Annotated in this window: 17 protein-coding genes; 13 read left to right on the plus strand and 4 right to left on the minus strand. The window is 61.4% G+C overall.

Annotated elements, in window-relative coordinates; genetic code table 11:
* Positions 1 to 121 precede the first annotated feature (121 nt).
* Together ACXIZN_RS24980 and ACXIZN_RS24985 are read left to right on the plus strand one after the other, a co-directional pair.
* Entirely contained in the window at positions 122 to 856 is a 735-nt protein-coding gene (locus ACXIZN_RS24980; protein ID WP_457957170.1) for an SDR family NAD(P)-dependent oxidoreductase, read from the plus strand.
* Between the two features lie 116 nt (positions 857 to 972).
* Positions 973 to 1,596, plus strand: coding sequence for a TetR/AcrR family transcriptional regulator (locus ACXIZN_RS24985; protein WP_457957171.1), 624 nt, complete (start codon positions 973 to 975; stop codon positions 1,594 to 1,596).
* Positions 1,597 to 2,562: 966 nt separating this feature from the next.
* Here the strand turns inward: ACXIZN_RS24985 and ACXIZN_RS24990 are convergent.
* Positions 2,563 to 4,053, minus strand: a complete 1,491-nt coding sequence (locus ACXIZN_RS24990) for an NAD-dependent succinate-semialdehyde dehydrogenase (protein WP_457957172.1) — start codon at positions 4,051 to 4,053, stop codon at positions 2,563 to 2,565.
* A 239-nt stretch (positions 4,054 to 4,292) separates the two neighbouring features.
* Entirely contained in the window at positions 4,293 to 5,552 is a 1,260-nt protein-coding gene (locus ACXIZN_RS24995) for an aminotransferase family protein (protein ID WP_457957173.1), read from the minus strand.
* A 79-nt stretch (positions 5,553 to 5,631) separates the two neighbouring features.
* Here ACXIZN_RS24995 and ACXIZN_RS25000 point away from each other — a divergent pair, with 79 nt between their 5' ends.
* The 10 genes from ACXIZN_RS25000 to ACXIZN_RS25045 all read left to right on the plus strand — a co-directional run bounded on the left by ACXIZN_RS25000 (position 5,632) and on the right by ACXIZN_RS25045 (position 17,890).
* A complete protein-coding gene (locus ACXIZN_RS25000; protein WP_457957174.1) occupies positions 5,632 to 6,309 on the plus strand; it encodes a GntR family transcriptional regulator in 678 nt (225 codons plus the stop codon).
* 482 nt (positions 6,310 to 6,791) lie between these two features.
* Positions 6,792 to 7,334 (plus strand): NADPH-dependent FMN reductase, encoded by a 543-nt coding sequence (locus ACXIZN_RS25005; protein WP_457957175.1) that lies wholly within the window; start codon positions 6,792 to 6,794, stop codon positions 7,332 to 7,334.
* A 33-nt stretch (positions 7,335 to 7,367) separates the two neighbouring features.
* Positions 7,368 to 8,741, plus strand: a complete 1,374-nt coding sequence (locus ACXIZN_RS25010) for a carboxylesterase family protein (protein ID WP_457957176.1) — start codon at positions 7,368 to 7,370, stop codon at positions 8,739 to 8,741.
* The gene (locus tag ACXIZN_RS25015) at positions 8,734 to 9,147 is read left to right on the plus strand and encodes a RidA family protein (protein WP_457957177.1); all 414 of its coding nucleotides are present in this window, start codon (positions 8,734 to 8,736) and stop codon (positions 9,145 to 9,147) included. Before ACXIZN_RS25010 ends, ACXIZN_RS25015 begins: the two co-directional genes overlap by 8 nt.
* A 108-nt stretch (positions 9,148 to 9,255) precedes the next feature.
* On the plus strand, positions 9,256 to 10,362 hold the full coding sequence (locus ACXIZN_RS25020; protein WP_457957178.1) for an LLM class flavin-dependent oxidoreductase: 1,107 nt from the start codon (positions 9,256 to 9,258) through the stop codon (positions 10,360 to 10,362).
* A gap of 74 nt (positions 10,363 to 10,436) precedes the next feature.
* Positions 10,437 to 11,750 (plus strand): flavin monoamine oxidase family protein, encoded by a 1,314-nt coding sequence (locus ACXIZN_RS25025; protein WP_457957179.1) that lies wholly within the window; start codon positions 10,437 to 10,439, stop codon positions 11,748 to 11,750.
* A complete protein-coding gene (locus ACXIZN_RS25030) occupies positions 11,732 to 12,481 on the plus strand; it encodes an SDR family NAD(P)-dependent oxidoreductase (RefSeq protein WP_457957180.1) in 750 nt (249 codons plus the stop codon). Before ACXIZN_RS25025 ends, ACXIZN_RS25030 begins: the two co-directional genes overlap by 19 nt.
* Before the next feature lie 1,586 nt (positions 12,482 to 14,067).
* Positions 14,068 to 15,291 (plus strand): MFS transporter, encoded by a 1,224-nt coding sequence (locus tag ACXIZN_RS25035; RefSeq protein ID WP_457957181.1) that lies wholly within the window; start codon positions 14,068 to 14,070, stop codon positions 15,289 to 15,291.
* A 432-nt stretch (positions 15,292 to 15,723) separates the two neighbouring features.
* Entirely contained in the window at positions 15,724 to 16,263 is a 540-nt protein-coding gene (locus ACXIZN_RS25040) for a flavin reductase family protein (RefSeq protein ID WP_457957182.1), read from the plus strand.
* 385 nt (positions 16,264 to 16,648) lie between these two features.
* Entirely contained in the window at positions 16,649 to 17,890 is a 1,242-nt protein-coding gene (locus ACXIZN_RS25045) for a bifunctional 3,4-dihydroxy-2-butanone-4-phosphate synthase/GTP cyclohydrolase II (protein WP_457957183.1), read from the plus strand.
* A gap of 620 nt (positions 17,891 to 18,510) precedes the next feature.
* Here the strand turns inward: ACXIZN_RS25045 and ACXIZN_RS25050 are convergent.
* Entirely contained in the window at positions 18,511 to 19,335 is an 825-nt protein-coding gene (locus tag ACXIZN_RS25050; protein WP_457957184.1) for an NAD(P)H-binding protein, read from the minus strand.
* Between the two features lie 96 nt (positions 19,336 to 19,431).
* Between ACXIZN_RS25050 and ACXIZN_RS25055 the strand changes: the two genes are divergently transcribed.
* The gene (locus ACXIZN_RS25055; RefSeq protein ID WP_457957185.1) at positions 19,432 to 20,148 is read left to right on the plus strand and encodes a TetR/AcrR family transcriptional regulator; all 717 of its coding nucleotides are present in this window, start codon (positions 19,432 to 19,434) and stop codon (positions 20,146 to 20,148) included.
* A gap of 337 nt (positions 20,149 to 20,485) precedes the next feature.
* Here ACXIZN_RS25055 and ACXIZN_RS25060 read toward each other — a convergent pair whose 3' ends face one another.
* The gene (locus ACXIZN_RS25060; RefSeq protein ID WP_457957186.1) at positions 20,486 to 22,060 is read right to left on the minus strand and encodes an APC family permease; all 1,575 of its coding nucleotides are present in this window, start codon (positions 22,058 to 22,060) and stop codon (positions 20,486 to 20,488) included.
* Positions 22,061 to 22,264: the final 204 nt, after the last annotated feature.

The raw sequence follows: 22,264 nt of genomic DNA on the forward strand, positions 1-22,264 counted from the left end.
ACGCCCACTGGGACCGTCCCGGGTGCACTGCCGGCTCAGTGAACGCTCGGCGAGCGAGCATCCGCGCAGGCAATCAGCCTGCCATGTCCGGTGACGAGAAGAACGACGAGAAGAAGCACACATGACTAACGTTGCAGTTGTCACGGGAGCGGCGAGTGGGATCGGCGCAGCCACCGCCAAACTCCTTGTCGAGGACGGGTACGACGTCGTCGGACTCGACCGGAGTCTGGCCGCGATCGACGGGGTGACGTTTTACCCATTTGATGTGACCGATGTCGATAACCACGACACAATCCTCGACACGATCGAGCACGCGCACGGGCCGATCGAGGCATTCGCGAACGCCGCCGGGGCGTACTTCTACACGACGATGCGAGAGGTCAGCCTCGAAGACTTCCGAGCCCAGCTCGCAGTGTTCCTCGAAGGCGCAGTCTTCCTCTCCCGGGCTGTCGGGCTGAGGATGCTCGAACGAGGCCGGGGAAGGATAGTCAACGTCACCTCCACCGCGTCCACGGCGTCGATGGCGAACTCGTTCGCCTACAACACCGCTAAGGGAGGACTCGACGCGGGTACCCGCGCGCTCGCGTTGGAGCTGGCACCTCACAATGTGCTCATCAACCTGGTCGCACCAGGGTTCGTCCGCACACCGATGTCGAACGACCCGAGCTCCGGTCAGAACGAAGCAGACAGCGACTGGTTCACAACTGGGTTCGTCGACAGCGGTCGCCTGCCCATTGGCCGGACCTCGGAACCCGTCGAGATCGCCGGACCGATCGTCTTCCTGCTGTCCGAGCGCAACACCTATATCAGCGGCGAGACCCTCGTCGTCGACGGAGGGATGCTCGCCTCCATCTGACCGCGCTGCTGCATGTGAGCACGCCTGAAGCGCACACTCTGCGCTGTGCCTGGCTTTCTGAACGTCCACGGATCCAACACGAGCATAGAAGAAAACCGAGTCACCTTAGGGGCACCATGCGAGAGAACAAACGCAGCCAGATTCTCGATGCGGCCACCCGCGTCGTCCAAGATCAAGGTATAGCTGCCGTCACCTTCGATGCGGTAGCAGCCGCGTCAGGGGTCTCCCGGGGCGGGGTCATGTATCACTTCCCCTCACGCGAAGCGTTACTGGCATCATTACACGAGCATCAGGCGGAGGCCTGGGAGTCGGCAATGATTGCCGTCGCAGGTAAACCCGCGGGGGAAGCCAGCGATGAGGAAAAAGCAGTCGCCTATGCGCGCGCTTGCTCACAGTCAGCGACAAAGGCCGAACTCCAGCTGCTGCTCGAAGCAGTTGCTGATCCGGAGCACAAGGTTCCATGGATTTCGGTAATCGACCGATGGACACCGGCGATCGACACCTCTGAGGATACCGACATCAACGAGGACCAACTCCGCCGTTTCATCGCGCGACTGGCCACCGATGGGCTATGGATGTACGAATCCCTGTCGGCCAACACTCTCCCGGACAAGGTCCGGGAATCGATTGTTGAGTACATCGAACACTGTATTCTCGCACCTACACAATCGGATCAAACGACCGGAGACCATGCATCACCCCTCCCGATGAAATCGCCCGAACCCAAGTACATCGTCTGAAACAACGCGCCATCGGAACTCGGCGTCGCTGCACGATCAACGATGAAGGCAAGCAGGTCGCGCTGCCGCCATCGAGAAGATCGATTTTGCTGAGGATCAGGGTCAGGACGCGATGTTGGCGTGTCGATGCTCGGATGGGGAATTTGCGTGTGCTCACCGGAGGGGCATCGATGCCGGCATCCACGTTGCTACGGGACTTGCCCAGTGAGGCCGTAGTGATCGGCACCTTCGGCGACGGCGATGAGCATCAAGCCGAGTGCGCCGAGCACGAGGCCCGCAGCCACGGCACGTCCGGTGCCCAGACGCGCGACGAGCGCCCCGACCACGGCGACGGCCAGGATGGACGCGATCGTGGTGGGGCAGTTCGACCAGCCCGGCGGTCAGCGGGCCCAGGTTGCGCACTAGTTGCAGTACTGCGAGAAGAAGAACAACAGGCCCATCAACGCGAAGATCGCGACGACGTTGGCCAGCACCGCGCCGCTGAACGCCGACCACCGGCCCCAGCGCCATCCCGCCCGCCGACGCCGCCGCCGACCAGATCGCGATCGCCCGGGTCCGCTCCGCCTGGGCAGGGAACATACTCCAGATGATCGATAGCGTGGAGTGCATGATCCGCGCGGCTGGGTTCGCGGTCAGTGTTACTTGACGTGGTGCTCGACGGCCCAGGCTTCGCCGACAGAGAGGTCTCGGCAGACCAGTGGGCTGCTCAGAGTGCTGCAGCATGCGTCATGCGTACTCAAGACTTTCAGTGGCCCTCGATGGCCCGGCGAACTCTGGCGGCGTCGCCCTGCCCGTGGCAGTGCGGCAGCGCTTCCTAAATGAGCGCGCCTGCTCCCGGCATCGGGCAACGCCACCAGAGCTGCAGAACTTTCCACGCAGCCCGAGATCCGAGAGCGAAGGGCACCTCTGTGCTAGTCCACCTCGACTCAATCATGCGCTGGTCTGTTCGTTTGTGGTCGACCAAGGTCATCCCCGCGGGACGGCCATATACTTGTACTCGAGGAACTCCTCGATCCCGGCACGCCCCCCTTCGCGGCCCAGGCCTGACGCCTTGATCCCGCCAAAGGGCGCGGCAGGATTCGAGACGATCCCCGTATTGATCCCCACCATGCCGACTTCGAGTGCCTCACCCACGCGAAAGCTACGATCCACATCTTGAGTGAAGATGTAGGCTGCCAAGCCGAATGAAGTGGCATTCGCCCACTCCACGACCTCTTCTTCTGTGTCGAACGGCACTACGGGGGCGACAGGGCCGAAGATTTCCTCGTTCATCAGCCGAGACTCAGGCGGGACGTTGGCGAGCACTGTCGGGGCGTAGAAATAGCCCGGCTGTTCGAGGCGCGAGCCTCCGCAAACAATGGTCGCGCCTCTAGACACGGCATCGTTCACCAGCCCCTGCACCTTGATGAGCGCCTGCTCACCGACGAGAGGGCCGACGTCAGTGCCAGGCTTCGCGCCGTCTCCGACTGAGAGTCTGCGCAGGCGGACGGCCAGTCGCTCAGCGAACTCTGAGGCGATCGGGCGCTGGGCGAAGATCCGGTTGGCCGCCGTGCATGCCTCCCCCATGTTGCGCATCTTTGCGGCAACGGCCCCGTCCACGGCGCGATCCAGGTCAGCGTCTTTGAAGACGATGAACGGGGCATTGCCACCGAGCTCCATCGAGGTGCGCATCACGTGCTGGGAAGCCTGCTCCAGCAGACGAATACCCACCGGAGTGGATCCAGTAAAACTGATCTTGCGGGCGATGCCGCTCGCCATCCAGCGTGAGACCACTGAGGAGGGGTCGGAAGTACAGACTACGTTCAGTACGCCTCGCGGGAGGCCGGCTTCCACAAGGATGTCGACCAACACGAGTGACGAGAGCGGAGTGAGGTCGGCTGGCTTGAACACCATGGTGCACCCGGCGGCGATTGCCGGCCCAATCTTGCGGGTCCCCATCGCAAGCGGGAAGTTCCACGGGGTGACCAGCACACACGGCCCGACCGCTTCTTGAGAGACGAGGATGCGTGTGCGGCCGTCACCACTGAGAGTCTGATCACCGCCGATTCGCACCGCTTCCTCAGAGAACCAACGGAAGAACTCTGCGGCATAGAAGACCTCAGCCTTGGACTCGGCGAGTGACTTACCCATTTCAGTGGTCATGATCAGCGCTAGATCGTCCTGGCGTTCCATGATCAGCTCATAGGCTCGGCGCAAGATTTCGCTTCGCACTCGGGGGGCAGTCCTACCCCACTCCTTCTGAGCCTGTCCGGCCGCCTCGATCGCACGTTGCGCGTCCAACTCACCGCCGTCGGCCACGGTTGCGACGGTCTCTTCGGTTGCCGGGTTCACCACACCGAAACGGGCACCGGAAGCGGCCTCGGTCCACTCGCCGTTGATGAACACGCCAGTATTCACGTCGGCGAGGACATCGAAAGCATGCCGTGACGTACGTGGTCGGCTGAGGTCGATGGTCATGTTCAAGCTCCTTGGCTTTTGTCTCGAGGCGTTTCGGCTCGGACGACGATCGAGACGTCCTTACGAATAGCAATCTCCGCAATGCCTTATCGGGTATCGGGCAGCTCGTGCGTCCGATACCACCCGATCTGTGAGGCATACTGCCCGTTGGCGGTCGAAGGTTTGCGGCCCGTCAGTTGTGCGTCCGACCCGCTCCGCAAGACCTGTTCGCACACCGATAGACAGGGCAGACGATATTTTCAGACTGCGGCTGGCTCCACTGCCGGGATACCACTCGCCACCACCTCCACGATGCGGCGCACCTCCTCGTCGGTGACGACGTAGGGCGGGCTTATCTGGAGGGTGTTTCCGCGCAGCACCCGTAGGATGACCCCTTGTGCCAAGGCGAAGTCGGCCACGGCATCCGCGGAGACAGCTGGATCGAGAGCGATGCCGCCCAGCAGCCCGCTGTTGCGCACCTCCATGACACCGTCCACTGCGCTGATTTCCCGCAAAGCAGCGTCGAGAACTCCCGATAATTCGGTAACGCGCGGCAGCAGGTGTTCTGTCTCCAACAGGTCCAAGTGCTTCCACGCCACAGCACAAGCCACTGCATGACCAGCATAGGTCGTGCCGTTCCGGAAGATCGGTGCCGCCGGCCCCTCGTAGAAGGGAGTCCAGATCCTCGGACTGACCAATACGCCGCCGAGGGGCACATAGCCGGAGGTGATGCCCTTGGCCATCAGGAGCATGTCCGGGCAGAATCCGAAGTGCTCGCTGGCGAACATCGAACCAGTACGGCCGAAACCTGTGATCACCTCGTCTGCGATCAGCAGCAGCTCATGTTCAGCTGCGAGCCGCTGCAACCCCTCCAAGTAGCCGGGTGGTGGCGGGAAGACACCACCGGTGCCCATGATCGGCTCAGCGATAATGGCCGCGATGCGATCCGCTCCCAGCTGCTCAATCTGCTTGCCCACCGCTTCGATGTCCAAGTGGTGCATCCGAGCAGTCTCGGGGATGAGAGAGTCACTGCCGTAGCCTTCACGGTTGAAGTCCAGGCCCGCGATACTCGTGCCGTATCCATGCACACCGTGGTATGAGAACTCGCGGCTCAGGATGATCTTCTTGTCGATGCGACCCTGCAGTTGCCAGTGACGCCTGGCCAACTTGCATGCCGTCTCCACCGCCTCGGAGCCACCGCTTCCGAAGATTACCTTCGCATCTGCGAACGGCGCGAGAGGGCGGAGGCGATCCGCAAGCCGGAGAGCCTGGTCATTCGCATAGCGGTTGAAGACGTGGTAGGTCTCCAGCTTCCGCATCTGCTCAAACGCCGCCTGGGCAAGCTCTTCCCTGCCATGACCGACATTGGCGTGCCACAGACCGGCAGTGCCGTCAAGGAGCTTCTGCCCGGTATCGGTCGTGACGTAGGCGCCGGCGCCTCCGGTGATGACGACCCGGCGATCCGTAACGGTGGGCATGTGCGCCTGCGCGCTCCACAGGGCACTAGTGCTCAAGGACATCCATTCACCTCAAGATTGTAGGACAGTTGCGCAGTCATAACATACTTCAGCACTACAGGATGGCGCTAGACTTACGGCCATGTCCGTATTCGAAGACATCGAGTTGAACCGCAGGAGCACGGCTGAGCAGGTCGCCGACGGGCTCGCGGAGAAGATCGTGCGGGGCGAGTTACGACCCGGCGAGCGCATCCGCGAGAGCGTGATCGCCACGACGCTAGGGGTGTCTCGCAACACGATCCGCGAGGCGATGAGGCTCCTGGAGCGAAGTTCCCTGATCACATACACGTTCAATCGGGGCGCAGTGGTGAAACAGCCTTCCAGCATTGAGTTACAGGAGGTTTACCACGCTCGCCGAGTACTCGAAGTCGCAGGCGTGAGCACCCCTGAGCCCACCGCGGCGGCAATGACCCGACTCGATGAAGCCTTTCAACGGTTGACGGAGGCGTCCCATCAGGGAACGCCGGCTGATCTGGTGGCCTCGGATCTGGCGTTTCACGCCGCCCTCGTCGGACTGGCCGGCAGTAGCCGGGTAGATCAGTACTTCGCCGAGCTCACGCAGGAACTGACCTTCTATTTGATGATCATCACGGTCCGTGATCACGAATACGAGCAGCCGGAAGGCCTCATCGACGAGCACCGGGCCATCCTCGATGCCGTCAAGGACGCGAATCCCGGGGCCGCAGGCGTGCTGGTCGGCGAACACATCGATCGAAACGCCCGCCGCGTAGAGCAACTACTCGATGCACAAGCGCCCTGATCCTTGGTCGAGCCTTGACCGTCCATCCCCGACCCTCCTCGCGACGGGCACGAAGCTCACCTTCCGGATGAACCGAGGAAAGGCGCGTTGTTCCTCGGTTCATCCGCCGATCGCGACCTTCGCCAAGCGGCACTCCCCTACTGAGCCACTGCCGACAAACACAGAGGTCGATCACAACCACGCCTCGCGCTCCCAGTCACAGACCCGCACGGATTCCGCGCTTCCCATGAAGCTCGCCGCTCAAGTCAGTGACATTCAGTCCTCGCCCGCCGACGCTCAGTCCTCACGAGACACAGAAGCTTGGCTCAACTGTCCTACAATGCTAATGTCTCGTCATCATGACGGACGTCATGATGACGGCATCAGGGTGTGTCGAGACAGCACCCTCGGCGCACCGACCACGTCGCCGCACGGCCCGCGTCGTCGTTAGGCGGCACCACCCGCGACGACTTCATCCACTCGAATACAGTCAGCGAGGCAAGATGACGCTCAAGATCTCCATCGTGGTCGGTAACCCAAAGCCGGCTTCGCGGACACTGAAGGTCGCCGAAACGCTCGTCCAGAAGTTGTTCAGCGACGCAGCGCGCCAGGTCGAGGTCATCGACCTCGTAGACCACATTGACGAGATCTTCGCGTGGCCGAGTAAGAAGATGGACACGCTCAACGAGCGCGTGGCCACCAGCGACGTGGTCGTGTTTGCTTCGCCGACCTATAAGGCGACCTACACTGGCCTCCTCAAGGCATTCCTGGACAGGTACCCCAACAACGGGCTCGCTGGGGTGACGGCGATTCCGCTACTGACCGGAGGAGACCCCACACACTCCTTGGGGCCGACTGTCAATCTTGCTCCCCTACTGGTCGAACTAGGCGCCACGGTCCCAGGACGGGGCTTCTACTTCGTCATCGGACACATGGACCGCCTCGACGAAGTCGTTCAAAGCGCAGCCGACGAGTACGCCGCAAACCTCCGTCAGCTAGCCAAAGTTGGCATGAGCTTGCACAGCAGTGCTCCCGCACACAGCTGACGCTAGACGCCCGAAACAGAGGAGGTGACGAGAATGGGAGCTAGCCTCGCTTTCCGCGGCATCCGCTACGCATACGCAGAGCGTTTCGGTTCGGCGAAGTTGCTTGCGTTCCAAGGCGCTGAACCCGAGAGACCGCGTGGCCCCGTCCCGCCTCAGAACCCTTCACGATTCGACGTGCTACTCGGCCCTCCAGCCCCACTTGAACAAAGTGAGGACTGTCAGGTTCTATCTGTCTTTACCCCGGAACAGGCGGGCCGTCGTCCAGTAATGATTTGGTTCCACGGAGGCGCGTTCATCACCGGCGGTGGCGAGCTCCCGTGGTACGACGGGACCCATTTTTCCGCTGAACATGACGTGGTAGTTGTCTCAGTGACTGCCCGACTGGGAGTTCTCGGATACCTCGTCCCCGACGGCTCAGCGACCGGCGAGCAACCGAGTCCGGCGATGACTGACCAGATGGTCGCCATCGAATGGGTACGCCGCAACATCGAGCTTTTCGGCGGCGATCCTCACAACATCACCTTGTTCGGACAATCCGCAGGCGGTTTCTCGGTCGAAGTGATGTTGCGATGGGGATTGGGACCCCATGTGCGTGGAGCGATAATCCAGAGCGGATTCATCAAGCAACCGAGCCTCACTCATGATCAAGCTAGTATGGCCCACCAGGCAGCCGACTTCGTGACGCTTCTCGGCAAGGACCCTCGCTCGTCATCGGTAGACGAACTACTGTCCGCGCAGGCAGAGTTCGCGAGGCAAGCAGGCACTGTCGAGGTCTGGGGGCCCATCAGGCCGCCATCGGAGAAACCCATTCAGTTGCCGTTGCTCGCCGGCTGGACTCGTCACGACACCCTGCCGTATATCTTGATGGACAACAACATATTCGAACCACAACCTGAGCATTTCGACAAATTCGCCAAGGAAGTTGCACTCCGAAACCACAACGAGATCAGCGAGGGCACATTCGAACTTCTAGACGACGCAGTTTCCCATGACCAACCGGCCTGGCTGTATGAGTTCGACTGTGTTATTCCCACATCGGGGTGGGGCTCGCCGCATTGCATCGAACTGCCGTTCCTCCTAGGGGATCACCAGGCATGGAGTGCTGCCCCCATAATCCGCGGGGTGGACAGCCAAGCGCTCGAAGAGCAGGGCCGACGGGTGCGCTCAGTATGGACCTCTTTCGCGCGACACGGAGCGCCAAGCAGTGGCTGGCATCGATATGACCCGACAACGAGGATGGTCAACCAAATAAACGTTGCATCCAGGGTAAACACCGCGATTGCTGCGAGCGGAACAGCGCATGGTGCGTCGTTCTCGAATCCCGAAACGACCAGCCAGATCAGCATTGGAGCCGCCGATTTCGGCCGCCACCAATCGCGACCGCACGGAGGAGATGAACATGCCTGACATGGAGTTTTTCCGACCCACCTGGGAATGGGACAGTGATATTCCACTTACTCAGATGGTGAAATGCGGCGACTTTCTCTGGCTGTCCGGGCAGACGGCGTTCGACGAACGGGGGGAGATCGTGGGCCGCGGCGACCTTCCAGCCCAGGCTCGCCAGATCTTCACCAATATGCAGCACGTGCTTGGCCTTGCGGGGTGCGACTTGACCTCAGTCGTGAGGCTTACGAACTACTTCGCGGCTCCCCTGGACGACATTGCGTTAGCCAAGGAGTATTGGAAAGTGAGGCACGAGTTCTTCGGGGATCACCGTCCGGCCAGCACGGGCATGCAGGTGGCCGCCCTGATGACGCCGGAAATGCTACTCGAAGTCGATGCAATCGCGTACGCGCCGGGCGTCAAACTATGACCAGGGGAGGTCGCACAACTATCGAATAAGAAGCGACGATCCTCGTCGAATGATTCGAGGACGACAGTTCAACGGATATCAAAGGTACGCCGAAGAAGGATACGAGAAATGTCGAAAGCAATCAGCGTAGGCGTGTTCGTTCCCGTAGGGAACCATGGCTGGATCCACTCAGTGAACTCCCCGGCGGCGGAGACCGGAACCTACGAGAGGGTCAAGGAGGTCGTGCAGGGGGCGGAGAGGCTCGGGTTCGATTTCGTGTTGAGCCCCGCGATCTGGCGCGGCCGCAAGGGACCGTCGCAGCACTGGATGCACGCACTCGAATCCCTGACAACGTCCGCAGGCCTTCTGGAGGCTACCGACCGGATCAAAGTGTTCAGCACGGTACACATGACAGTCTACCCGCCGGCGACTGTGGCGAAGATGATCGCGACACTGGACCAGATCGGTCCGGGCCGTGTGGGCCTTAACCTCGTGACAGGGTCGAGTTACCTGGACCTCTCGCATGTCGGCCTGTGGAATAACGAGTTCGACCACGACAGCCGCTACGACCTGGCCGACGAGTGGATCGAACTGGTGAAGAAGTTCTGGACCGATGAGGTCATCGATCACAAGGGCAGGTTCTTCCAGACTGAGCAGGGACACATGGGGCCCAAGCCTTCGCGCATGCCCGAGCTGGTGAATGCCGGGTCCTCGCCCCGGGGGTTCCGGTTCGCCGCGGAGAACTGTGATACCGCCTTCATGGTCGTCAGCGACGAGCCATCGTTCCTGGACAACGCCAAGCTGGCTAAGCAGACCGCGCGCGACATGGGCAAGCACGGTCTGAAGACCTTCGGCCTGATCACCCTGATCCCCGGGGAGACCGACGACGACGCGCAGGCTCTGCTTGAGCACTTCGACGCAGGTGTAGACCGGGAATGCCTTGCAGATATCGCTGCCGGATACGCACAGAACAAGGACGCTGCCAAGACTGGCACGAACTCGAAGTTCTTCGCCGACGACGCACCGGCAAGCTCGGTCATGAGCGGTGCCATGAGCGGCTCGTATGAAACGCTGGCCCGTCGTATCGCCCACACGGTGAAGGAGGGCGAGTTGGACGGAGTAATGGTCATCGTCCCGGACTACGTCAAGGATTTGGAGGCCGTCGCCACGCGCATGTTCCCGCTCATGGCCGAGCACGGCGTCACCACCGACCTGACCCAGCCAAGCAACGTCTGACCCCGCAGTCCGGCAGTCCGTACACGCCGGACGTCACCACCTGGCCAATGGCGACCAGGGAAAGGTTGGGAACGATGACCAACTGGGATGCGATAGTCGTAGGCGGCGGCTTCGCGGGAATCATGGCAGCTCGCGAACTGTCAGAAGCCGGTCTCACTGTGCTCGTCCTCGAGGGGAGAGACCGGCTCGGAGGTCGGACCGAGTACCGGGAGATGCTCGGCACGGACGCGAATATCGAACTGGGCGGGACGTACCTTGATGACGCTCAGCCTCACGTCCAGCGTGAGGCCAAGCGTTACGGGGTCGAGTTGCGATTGCCACCCGAGCCGAACCGGTTCATCTGGCACCTCGATGGTCGGCGCTGGGAAGGCGGGTTTCCGGTGCCGTGGGAGGAGGCCGTCGAAGCCGAACGCGCTCTCGCTGAGATCCGTGCCGCCGCTGCTCGAATCAGAATGGATCAACCGCATTATCAGCAGGGCATCGAGGACCTCGACGTATCCATCCAGGATTTTGTCGACCGGCTCTCGGTAGGACCCGTGACCCGAGACTTCTTGTTGGCATGGGCAGCGCTCTACACCGGCGACGATGGGCTCGAGGCCTCCGCGCTCTACCACCTGCACTCCATCTCCACTTTGGGTGGAAGTCCTGTGGCCCTGGCCCCCTCGCTAATCCTAGCCAGCGGGACCAGCTCGCTCATCGAGGCCATCGCGGGCGACTGTACCGGAGAGATCAGGCTCTCAACCCGAGTGACCTCAGTCGTTCAGGGCGAGGAAGGGGTTCTTGTCACCACTGAAGCCGGCGAGGAGCTCTGTGCGGGCCGTACGGTCATCGCAATCCCTGTCAATACTCTCAAGGACGTCAGCTTCGATCCACCACTCGATGAGGCCAAGCAAATGCTTGCGCGCGAAGGCCACATAGCCCGCGGCTACAAATTCTTCGCCCTTGTCGAGAACATCCCCGAGGCTGTCCAAGCAGTCGGCAGAGGCGTCGAGGGTGGAGTCATGTGGCTTTCGACCGACCGCTGGATCGGCGAGCGGAATCTCCTGGTTGGTTTCTCCAGCCCTGAGGAGGGCTTCTCCCCATTCGACATCCGGGATGTCCAGGTGGCGGTCGAGGCATACATCCCAGGTGCGCATGTCGTGGCGGTGGATGGATTTGACTGGAATATGGACCCATTCTCTAGAGGCACATGGATGGTGCCTCGTTCGGGACAGATGACCGGTCTGCCGGGACCACACAACGCCGATGAAGGGCGATTGCACTTCGCCGGCGCTGACCTATCACTGCGGTGGTTCTCGTGGATCGAAGGCGCCCTGGAAACAGGACATGAGGCCGCGCATCGTCTGATCGCGGCAGCACAGCGACAAGATTGGAAATCAACAGCGTGAGCAATGTTGTAGTGGTCACAGGCGCAGCCAATGGCATTGGTGCCGAAACAGCGAAACTCTTGGTGCAGGACGGCTATACAGTCGTGGGCCTGGATCGGGAGCCCGGCGACATCGAGGGCGTCACGTTCTACGAATTCGACGTCACACAGGTCGACCAGCACAGCGCCGTGCTCGACCGGATCGAGGCCGAGCACGGTCCCATCTCTGCTCTGGCGAACGTGGCTGGTGCCTTCGTGGCTACCAGTCTCGAGACGATGACACTGGACCAGTTGCGTAAGCAGCTGGCCGTGTTCCTCGAGGGTGCCGTCTTCCTCGCCCGGACAGCGGGCTTAAGGATGGCGAAAGGTGACGGTGGACGCATCGTGAACGTGAGCTCCACTGCGTCATTCTCCGCGATGCCAGACGCCTTGGCGTACAACACTGCAAAAGGTGGATTGGACGCTGCTACCCGATCGATTGCCCTTGAGTTGACACGCCAAAACGTCCTCGTGAACGTTGTAGCTCCCGGGTTTGTCCGGACACGGATGTCCAGCGATCCGGAAACCGGGCTCAACGAAGCGGAAACTGACTGGTTCAAGACCGACTTCGTGGACAACGGCCGCCTGCCGATCGGTCGCACGGCGGATCCTTCTGAAGTGGCGGCGGCGATCGTGTTCCTACTGTCGAACCGCAACACCTACATCAGTGGCGCGACCCTGGTCGTCGACGGTGGAATGACTTCGACGATGTGACCGTCAACGACTGAAACCGGGGTCAGCTTGAGTCAGTTGGCCCCGGTTCCTCCGCTGCCGTATGCCCACGCCGCAGCGTTGTAAACCTGGGCCCGTTCATGAGGTTGCGTTACCATCGTAGTTCCGTCGTAGCGGTGAGGAAATGCAGTTTCAACATGTGCAGCATCGGGGACGATGGAGTTAGCATGGACGAAGGGGCAACGCGATCGCCATGCGTACTTTGCCTCCGTGCGTAGAGCCTCAATGCTAGACGTGGTTCTGAGAATGCCGACGCTGACCGCGGACCCACCTCGTTGGAGGTCGCCGTGTGAGTTCGGACATTGCGACGGATGAGGTGGTGCCGGGATCAACCATTTCCTCTCCGGCCATTCGTCATCAACAGCTGATCGTCACCTTGTACAGACTTTTCAGCTGCGAAGCTGGCAGTGTGCTCCCCGTCGCCATCCTGATCGATCTGCTCGAATACCTCGGTTACGACGAGCAGAGGCTCGCTTATCGACTCAAGGCCAAGGGATGCTGCGTAGCCACACATGTTGGGGCATCGCCGTCTACGAGCTGTCTGAGTCAGTACAGGAAGCTTCGTAGAAGGCGATAAAGGAACCTTGCTTTCGAACGTCGCGACGACGGTGCCTACGACTGACTTCTGGCCGTTTCTCCATACCTGAGGCACAGCGAAGTCCGTGCCTCAGCTGCGCTCACCGCTTACCGAACTGGGCTTCGATATCGTCGCCTCTGGGGTGCGAGTCGCCTCCGCCTAGATAGCCGATCGCGCCAGACACCTGCTAGCCGAGCAAGGACTCGGTGGCTACGTAGAGTTTCTTCTCGAGGTGGGCACCTCTTGCGGGGCATGCTAGCCAAGATGGCTCCAGCGGTGGGACTTGAAAGAGATCAACCCCCTTATGACAGAGCGACACGACGCCTACGGCCACGCGGGTGGCCACTGGTTGGTGAGTGCTTGCCCGCATGGTCGGTTGCATCGCCAATCGGCAACGATAACGTGCACGTTGCACACGACGCCGCTGTTGTCAGCGGAAACGAACGGCGGTATACCCGCCCGGGCACCGGCGGGTATACCACCGACGTGACTCTCTTGAAGGAACCAGCAGGTCATTCCCGTACTCGCAACGACGTTACAGGCTAATTACACCCCTCAGAACTGCTAGGCACGGCTCAAAGCCGGTGTTAATCTGCACGCCATCGTGACGATCGTCACGAGGTCGCCATTGGGCCACAAGACCCCGATGGCGGGAGCGCCGGGCCACAAGATCTCGGTTCGCGTGAGACCGCGTGTTGCGCCAAGCGGTCGCCAACCCCGAACCTTCCTTCGCAACGCACATATTGGTAGGACGTCGGTCGCCGTGTATTGCCACGGCGGCGTGGAATTACGACACCCTGCCGTTCTCGGTCCCGCAACCACGATCGCAAAGCTTCACGTTGGACGCCTCGGCAATCCGGAAGCGTTGCGACCGCGGTTAGGGACGCAATGCCGACCGAGGGTACCTACAAGAGCATGTGGCATCTCCTGCCAAATGATCAACATCTCGGGGTGAACTGCCAGAACTTTCAATCCGACGGAAGGACGCATCGTGGCCCGACTGCAGGACACCGAGACGCCTCGAGCTCTCAAAACCATAATATGGCCGGTTGTGGCCTACAGCGTCATCTACACCCTCCTATTCCTGATCGTGAATCTCCTGCCCATATACACCGGCGTGTTCATCGACGTGGGTGGACTGAACGAGGTCGACGCAGGGTGGGTGAACTCGACCTACTTGGCCACGATGACGGTTGCCGCCATCTGCTTCACCTTCGCCCTCGCCAAGTTCTCTCTCCGACGACTCGGCTTTGCCGCAACCACAGTCATGGTTGTCGGCTTGTGTATCCCACTGTTGGCCACCGGCCCGAGCGCAGTCCTGCTGGCTATGGCGGTTGCAGGAATTGGGACTGGAGCACTGTTCGCGATCGCGAACGCATCGGCGGCCATAGAGAAGTACCCAGTCCTCATCTACGGGGCAGGAATCGTCCTGTCGAACCTGGTCACTGCCGCCATGCCTAACTGGCTTTATGACGCTGTGGAGGCGTGGGGTGTCCCCGGTCTTTTCGTGCCCCCGCTGGCATTAATTCCGCTGGTCCTCGTCTCGCTACTTGTGCTTAGGCGACGGCCGGCGCCCGTCGAAGTACCGCCTGACCTGACCCCGCGGACCATGTCCAGCACGTATAACCGGACCGCGGTCACGCTACTGGTGGCAATCTTCCTGACCAACCTGTTTCTGATGACCTATTATGCCTTCGCCGACCGGTTGCTCGTGAGCCTCGGTTCCGACTCCGATGCGGTTGCACTCGTGTTCACTATTGTCTACTTCGCGGCAGCGGGCGGCGGCGTGATCGCGATGGTGATGGCGCGCAGGCCGCATGGCCTGCCTACTGGCGCGGTGGCATTCACAGCACTCCTGGCGATTTCGATCCTCGTCGCAACCCTGAGCCACTCCCCTTCGCTCGTCGGGACCGCGATCGTCGTCGCAGGAGGTGTCTCGATGCTCAACATGTCAGTGCAGCTCGGGGTGGCCGCAAACGTCGACCCCTCCGGGCGAGTTGCCGCGGCCGCGACTGGTGCGCAGTTCGGGGCGTGGACGCTGGGCCCACTTCTGGGTGGTTGGCTACTCAAGACACACGGCCTCGGCGGAGTCGCCGTATTCGTCGCCGCACTCGGGGCACTCTCCGTCGCGCTGCTGGTTCTCGCCAACGCACAATGGCGCAGGTCGCGCGCCGCTACCGGCATCGGGCAGCAGGAGAGCCCCTCCACAGCCTGAGCCTTCTACCCCGGCCTGCGAAGCAGATACCCCCATCTGCCTCAGATTCCCGAAGAGGGCTGATGGCCGGCGCCGCAGCAGGGAAGGCGCCGGCCAGACCCATCTGACGCAGGAGCGATGTGCCTGACTGCCCGCGGTTCGCCACGGGAGAGCCTTCGAGCTGTCCGTCAGCGACACCCGAGAGGACAAATCCCAGGGGTTGGCTCCCGGAAATTTGGTGTTAGAATGACGTTCACGTGACGACCGTCACGAGATCCTCATCGGGCCACAAGATCTCGGTGATGCGATCGCCGGGCCATAAGATCTCGGTATCTCCTGAGATGTGTCGGTGCATGCGCGCTGACACCGGTGGACTCGGCCTCTCCCGTCAGCGTCGCTGCGTCCGTCGTGCCATCTCAGGTCCGTGGTTTCCTACGAACCAGGAGATACGTCATGACGTCTGTGCAACCGTTCCAGGACCGTGTGCAAGGTGAGGCCATCGAGCCGCGTGCATTCCGCGACACTCTCGGATGCTATGCCTCCGGGGTAACGATCATCGGCGGGTTCGACAAGGCCGAACCAATCGGTTTCACCTGCCAGTCGTTCTACAGCGTCTCCGTCGAGCCTCCTTTGGTCTCCTTTAGCGTCATGGTGACCTCGACTTCATACCCCCGGATCCGTGAGACAGGAAAGTTCTCGGTCAACGTCCTCTCCCACGCTCAGGACTACATCTCCGACCAGTTCGCCCGGAAAGGCACCGATAAATGGGCCGGAGTGCAATGGGGCCTCTCGCGCAACGAGAACCCGATCATCACCGGCACGCTCATGTGGCTCGACTGCGAACTATTCGCCGAGCACGAGGCCGGGGACCACTACATCGTCATCGGGCGAGTCAACGAGATGAGCTCAGCCGAATGGCATGACGGTGAGCCGCTCCTCTTCTTCAGGGGCCAGTACCGGCATCTGCACGCATGTCGATCCGTGGCCAGTTGAGCCCACAGAGCGACCAAGCCGATAGAACATGTCTTGTTGCCTGACAACCACCGCCCAAGGGCTATGAGCAGTCACTCACAGGCCCGTCCTCGAACAAGCCTGCACAACAAAAGTGTTGTCGACGTACGACAGACACCGTTAGGCAACTTGACTTGTTCAAGATCAGTCAGATTCGTGGTACTTCGCTGGGCGGTAACTGGCTCACTACCTGGGCACAACGAAACTGGGCTCACCCCAGAGCGAGAACACCAGCACGGCACCTGCTGGTCCTACCCTGCTCGACGCCCTGGCCGTGTGGGTGGACTCCAGAGGCGGCCACCCACACGGCCAACTTCATCCACAGTTACCTGTCAAGTCGCGCCCTACGCGGCGGAGAGAAGGATCGATGAGCACCCGCCACTCGCCCGCCGAGGCGGTACAGCATGCGCTCGCAGCATTAGCCGAGGGCCGAATGATTGTGGTTGCCGACGGCGCTGATCGAGAAGACGAAGGCGACCTCATCGTCGCAGCCGAGTTCGTCACCGCCGAGCAGATGGCCTTTTTGGTCCGCCATGGCACTGGCATCGTATGCACACCTATGCCCGCGGAACGGGCGGACGACTTACGACTGCCACCAATGGTCACCGACAACACCGACGCCCACGGCACAGCCTTCACCGTCAGCGTCGACCACATGAGCACCGGGACCGGGGTCTCCGCGGCAGATCGCGCAACCACCTCCCGTTCCCTGGCTTCCCACCGCACACAGCCCGGAGAGCTCCGCCGACCAGGCCACGTCTTCCCGCTTCGAGCACGAAAGGGCGGTGTACTCGTGCGACCAGGTCACACCGAAGCCGCCGTCGACTTGACCATGATGGCGGGGCTTTCCGGAGTGGGTGTCATTACAGAGATCACTGCGGACGACGGCACAATGCCCAGCGGTGCTTCCCTCGCCGCATTCGCCCGCCAGCACGACCTTCCCTATCTCACCATCGCAGATCTGGTCCACCATCGACGTGCGACGGAACGCACGGTGGAACAGTTCGCCACGTCGAGCATGCCCACAGCCTTCGGCACCTTCCGAGCTGTCGCCTACAGGTCCACCATCGATAGCAGGGAACATCTCGCCCTGGTAATGGGGGATGTCAGCGAAGCCGGACGCGCGGAGCGAGGAGCACTCGTACGGGTCCACAGCGAGTGTCTAACCGGCGACACGTTCGGCTCGCTACGTTGCGACTGCGGAAGCCAGTTCAAGCAGGCGATGCAAGCGATCGCTGAGGAGGGGTGCGGAGCGTTGATCTATCTGCGTGGCCATGAAGGACGTGGCATTGGCCTAGCCCACAAGATCCGAGCCTATGCTTTGCAGGACGAAGGCCTCGACACAGTAGACGCTAACGTCGTCCAAGGCCTGCCGGCCGACTCACGCAGCTACGGCGTGGGATCGCAGATCCTCCGCGATCTCGCTATCAGTCGACTGCGGTTGATCACCAACAACCCCGCCAAGTTCGGTGGCCTCGCCAGCTACGGGCTTACTATCGTCGACCGTGTCGCGCTGCCGATTGTGGAAACGCCGCATAACGTGCGGTATCTGCGGACCAAACACGAGCGGATGGGACACCAAATAGAGATGCGCAGCGCGGAATCGTGACGTGCTCTCCAGGAGCATTTCCGCCCATGCCCATCGATCGCCCTGACGGAGCCACTTCTGTACCGCGTGGCAGGCGAAAGTCGCCGCAGCGTTCATCGCCCAGTCACCGGCTGTAACCCATTGGCCCGCAACAGTCGGTCATCGATTAGCAATGGAACCGGCCGGAAGTCTCCGAGCGGGCTCAAGCGGGTTTGCACCGCGGAAGCGCTGTTCGTAACGAAGTCGGACTGAACACGAGGGCAAATAGAAGCGATCCCGAACCGGAGCTCGTCTGCATCGGCAGTGCTCGACGAGAGGGTCATGTTCGAACGGAGCACAATGCTCACCTGAGTCCTGGCGCGAGGACGCGCGCATCGACTCAGCGCCTGGACGGCTCCCGCGGTGGCCGAGTTCACCTTCTCGCCCTGCGCGAACCCGACGCCGAAACCTCCCAGATACGTGCTCCTATTCTTCTGCAGGCCGAAGACAGTGATTCTCCATGACCGATCCGAGTTTGAATGCCAAAATGTAACGAAGCAGATCAGGGTAGTTACCGATGCAAACTATAAGGACAGAGATCTCCTTTAGCTGAGCTCTCAGAGAAGGAAAGAACTCGGAAATTTACGTCGGATGGCCAATGTTCAAGCATCCCATACGCCCGTAGCCGCCGTTTCACGCGCGTACTCGGAGAAGTCCTTAGGCAGCCTGCCAAGCACCTCTTCGACGCCGCCGGCAAGGTCGGCCTTTTCTCCGTCCATGCTCTCCAACAGGTCGTCCGTGTACTCGCCCGACATACCGTGTGATTCCAGACTTGCGCGAAACCGCCCCTGGGTTAACGGAATGTACGCGACTTCCTCCCCGATGGCCTGAGACAGGTCGGCAGCCAGGTCGGGGAAGCTGAGCACCCGCGGACCGGACAGCTCGTAGAGCTTGCCCACATGCCGGTCATTCGTCAACGCCGCGACGACGACATCGGCGATGTCGTCCGCATCGACAAAGGCATCCTTATAGTTACCCTCCGGCCAAGCGATCTCGCGTGCTCGGACACCATCGAGGAAGAAGTCCTCGCTGAAGTTTTGATAGAACCAGCCAGGTCGAACAATGACCCATTCCACGCCCGACTTCTTGACACCATGCTCGCTCACAGCAGCGGCTTTTAGAGCCCTGGAAGAGAGCATCACGATTCGCCTTACATCGTTGGCTGCAGCCAAGCTGGCGAAGCGCTCGATTTGCTCCGCGGCTCCGGGGCCGACGAAATCGGGGTGATTGAGGTAGACCAGCTCGGCGCCCTCGAGCGCCGCCTCCCACGTACTGGACTTCTCCCAGATGAACGGCGGCACCCCTGTACGCGAGCCTTTACGCACCGGGTAACCGAGACGGCTGAGACGGTCGGCGATCCGGCGGCCGGTCTTGCCGTTGGCACCGAGTACCAGCACGGTGGCCGGGGAGCGATTGATTCTGTCCATGATTCTCCTCATGGGTTGCCACTGCGGAAGGCGCACTTGCTACGTACACTGTGCAGTTACTATACAGCATATAGACCAGCGCTGTATACTGTGCGCATGACAGGCAGCAAAACCGTCGGACGGCGCGAACGTCTTCGCATTGAGACCACAGCAGAGGTCAAGAGCGTGGCTATGCAGCTGATGGCGTCGGGTGGTCCAGGGGCGATCACGTTGCGTGCTATCGCCCGGGAGATGAGGATGACACCCAACGCCATCTATGGCTACTTCGCAAGCCGAGACGATCTGGTGACCACGTTGATCAGCGACGTGTACTCCTCATTCGCCGACGCTATCGAGGTTGCTGTCAACGACGTCCCCGCTGCGGAGGTCAGCGGCCGGATACATGCATGGGCGTCCGCCTTTCGAAATTGGGCTCTGGCCAATCCCGAAGGCTTCCGCCTCATTTACGGCGACTCCGTACCCGGCTACGTTCCGCCGGCCGGGGGAGCCGCACCAGGAGCAGAATTACGGTTCTGCAGAAGTCTAACCACTCTGACAGCCGCCGCGTGGCCATACGCTGAAAATCTCCATGCGGAAAGTGCCTTTCAGTGGTCCGATTTCGACCCGATCTTCCGAGATGAGATACGGCAAGACTTCCCTGACTTGCCGCCGGCGGCGATCGCTCTTTCTCTCCGCATCTGGGGTCGCGTGCATGGCATCGCGGCATTGGAGATCTATGGGCATCTACGAGCCGGGACGACGAACATGGACAAACTTTTCCAGGAGGAACTCGCCCAACTGGTACGATCGTTGGGGATCCCATCGAACTCGTGACTCCCCGCCTGGCGACATTGACACCCGAGACAATGGGACAGGCCACGCACCGAAGTTGGTATAGGCGTTTGAAGTACTCACGAAAGTGACGACCTCACCAACCACACTCGACAACCAGACACAATCGCCATCTTCAGAGGGCCTGCACCGCTACCGCGGCTCATCTGGCGAATTGATAACGCCAGTACCCCGGCACTGTTCCTGCTCCACCATGAACACTATCGAACCACATGATCAAAGGCCATCGCACGCCATGATAAACGGTTACTCGGGAAGGCTTCAGCATGCGGTGGCTGCAAAGCCCGTGCTTGCCACACCGCGGCGGTTCACGTGAAGGTCAACGCACTACTTCAGTGCCGCCACCTCGAGCACCGGGGTCGTCGACCGCACCGAGGGTGTCGAGAACACCGGAGGCGCGGAGCCGACGCGCCCGAACCTCTCGTGCCTCCTCCGCGCTGTCACCGGCTCCAAGGTCTGCGTAGACCTCGGGGCGGTTGCGACGCAGCCACATCGCAACCAAGAATCCCGTGATCAGAACTGCGGCGATCAGGACCGGCAAGTAGTTCGTCCAGGGCTCAGAGCTGCCCGTGATGTAGCCGAAGCCCCACAACTCCAGACCGATCGTGACCACGATGAGGACGGATGCGAGCACGGGTGCCGCACCCGTCTTCCACCAGTGCCCCGCGGAAGCCGGCAGCCGGCGGAAGAAGCCGATCACGGACATGCTGCTGAGCAGCAGCAGGACAGTCGAGCCGATCGTAGCGAGGCCGAAACCGATCGGAGTCAACTGCACGTAGGGCGCTGCGCCGAAGACGAGGCAGGTCGCGGATGCAAGGGTTGCCAATCCGATCACGGCGTAAAGACAGGTGTTCGGCGCACCGTACGAGTTGGTGGAGGAGAACCACCGAGGGAGCAAGTCGTCTTTGGCGAGCCCATTCAGGTAGCGTGCAGCAAAATTGGTCAAACCAAGTGTGCCTAGGACATTTGATAAGATCAAAGCGGCCGAGAAGACCACTGCCCCGGCTGGGCCGAGGTACTGCGCCATCAGTGCGAGTACGTATCCGATGCCGCCGTGCTCCCCTATTTCGGTCTGAAGGTTCGCGATGCCGACATGGCTGATGAGTGCCCAGGATGAGAAAATTGCAGCAGCGGCAAGAATAGCCAGCGAGCCGTAGAGAGCCCGGGGGATTGTGCGCTCCGGTCGCGTTGCTTCCGGCGCGTACATGGCGCCGGATTCGAAGGACTGAAAGCCGAGGACCGCAAAGATCAACGCGACTCGCCAGTCGCCGTACTCGAAGGTCGTCGGGGTGAACACCGCGAAGTCGAGACCGTGTTGAACGACGACTGCGACGACGAAAGCCGCCATGACCAGTATCTCGATCGCGACGATGATCAAGCCGACCACGGCGCTCACATCGATCTCCCGCCGTACGAGGAACCCCACCATGAGGATCATCGCGACGAAGACCCAAGGAAAAAGCTGATCCGGAGTGGCTGTCGGGAAGAGGCCGATGGTCGGCAAGATCGCGGCAGTGACGTACGCACCGACCGCCCAGCCACCGACGACGACTGCGGCGTAGGTGACGGCGCCGACATAGGCTGCGCCCACACCGACGCGGCGACCGAGGCCCTTGGCGATGTAGCTGTAGTACGCGCCCGGCCGGGAGATGCGGCGAACCATTTGAACGTATCCGACGCAGAAGACACCGACCACGACGGCGGCGATCAGAAAGAAGATCGGCACGGTCGGGCCGCCGAACAATAGCCCGAGAGGCGTCGTATTGGCCATCAGGGACATCGGGGTGAGCGTGCCGATGATCAGCACGATCACCTTCCACGTGCTCAGCGTTCGCCGTGGCGGGGCCACTCCCAGTGCGCCGTCTCGTCCCGATGCGGCGGCAATCTCTGACATGTGGGAACTCCTTGGTAGTCGGGGACGCGTGATGTGATTCGACACCACGCGCTCCCGAGGACGGCTGCGAACACCGGTGCACTGAGCAGTGCGTCGTTCCCAAAGGAGCCCGGGAATCATCCGGATCTGTCTCGGCGTACCGTGCCCCGTCCGCGCAGGTCCTCGCGTGTCGGACCGTTGGATGGACTCACTCGGGCGTTTTCG

It is taken from the genome of Amycolatopsis sp. TRM77291, assembly GCF_054166285.1.

Bases quoted from the DNA above. Each gene is read 5' to 3' on its own strand.
- ACXIZN_RS24995 (WP_457957173.1), bottom strand. From the start codon at position 5,552: ATGTCCTTGAGCACTAGTGCCCTGTGGAGCGCGCAGGCGCACATGCCC.
- ACXIZN_RS25055 (WP_457957185.1), top strand. From the start codon at position 19,432: ATGACAGGCAGCAAAACCGTCGGACGGCGCGAACGTCTTCGCATTGAG.
- ACXIZN_RS24985 (WP_457957171.1), top strand. From the start codon at position 973: ATGCGAGAGAACAAACGCAGCCAGATTCTCGATGCGGCCACCCGCGTC.
- ACXIZN_RS25020 (WP_457957178.1), top strand. From the start codon at position 9,256: ATGTCGAAAGCAATCAGCGTAGGCGTGTTCGTTCCCGTAGGGAACCAT.
- ACXIZN_RS25060 (WP_457957186.1), bottom strand. From the start codon at position 22,060: ATGTCAGAGATTGCCGCCGCATCGGGACGAGACGGCGCACTGGGAGTG.
- ACXIZN_RS25000 (WP_457957174.1), top strand. From the start codon at position 5,632: ATGTCCGTATTCGAAGACATCGAGTTGAACCGCAGGAGCACGGCTGAG.
- ACXIZN_RS24980 (WP_457957170.1), top strand. From the start codon at position 122: ATGACTAACGTTGCAGTTGTCACGGGAGCGGCGAGTGGGATCGGCGCA.
- ACXIZN_RS25045 (WP_457957183.1), top strand. From the start codon at position 16,649: ATGAGCACCCGCCACTCGCCCGCCGAGGCGGTACAGCATGCGCTCGCA.
- ACXIZN_RS25005 (WP_457957175.1), top strand. From the start codon at position 6,792: ATGACGCTCAAGATCTCCATCGTGGTCGGTAACCCAAAGCCGGCTTCG.
- ACXIZN_RS25050 (WP_457957184.1), bottom strand. From the start codon at position 19,335: ATGGACAGAATCAATCGCTCCCCGGCCACCGTGCTGGTACTCGGTGCC.
- ACXIZN_RS25015 (WP_457957177.1), top strand. From the start codon at position 8,734: ATGCCTGACATGGAGTTTTTCCGACCCACCTGGGAATGGGACAGTGAT.
- ACXIZN_RS25025 (WP_457957179.1), top strand. From the start codon at position 10,437: ATGACCAACTGGGATGCGATAGTCGTAGGCGGCGGCTTCGCGGGAATC.
- ACXIZN_RS24990 (WP_457957172.1), bottom strand. From the start codon at position 4,053: ATGACCATCGACCTCAGCCGACCACGTACGTCACGGCATGCTTTCGAT.
- ACXIZN_RS25010 (WP_457957176.1), top strand. From the start codon at position 7,368: ATGGGAGCTAGCCTCGCTTTCCGCGGCATCCGCTACGCATACGCAGAG.
- ACXIZN_RS25040 (WP_457957182.1), top strand. From the start codon at position 15,724: ATGACGTCTGTGCAACCGTTCCAGGACCGTGTGCAAGGTGAGGCCATC.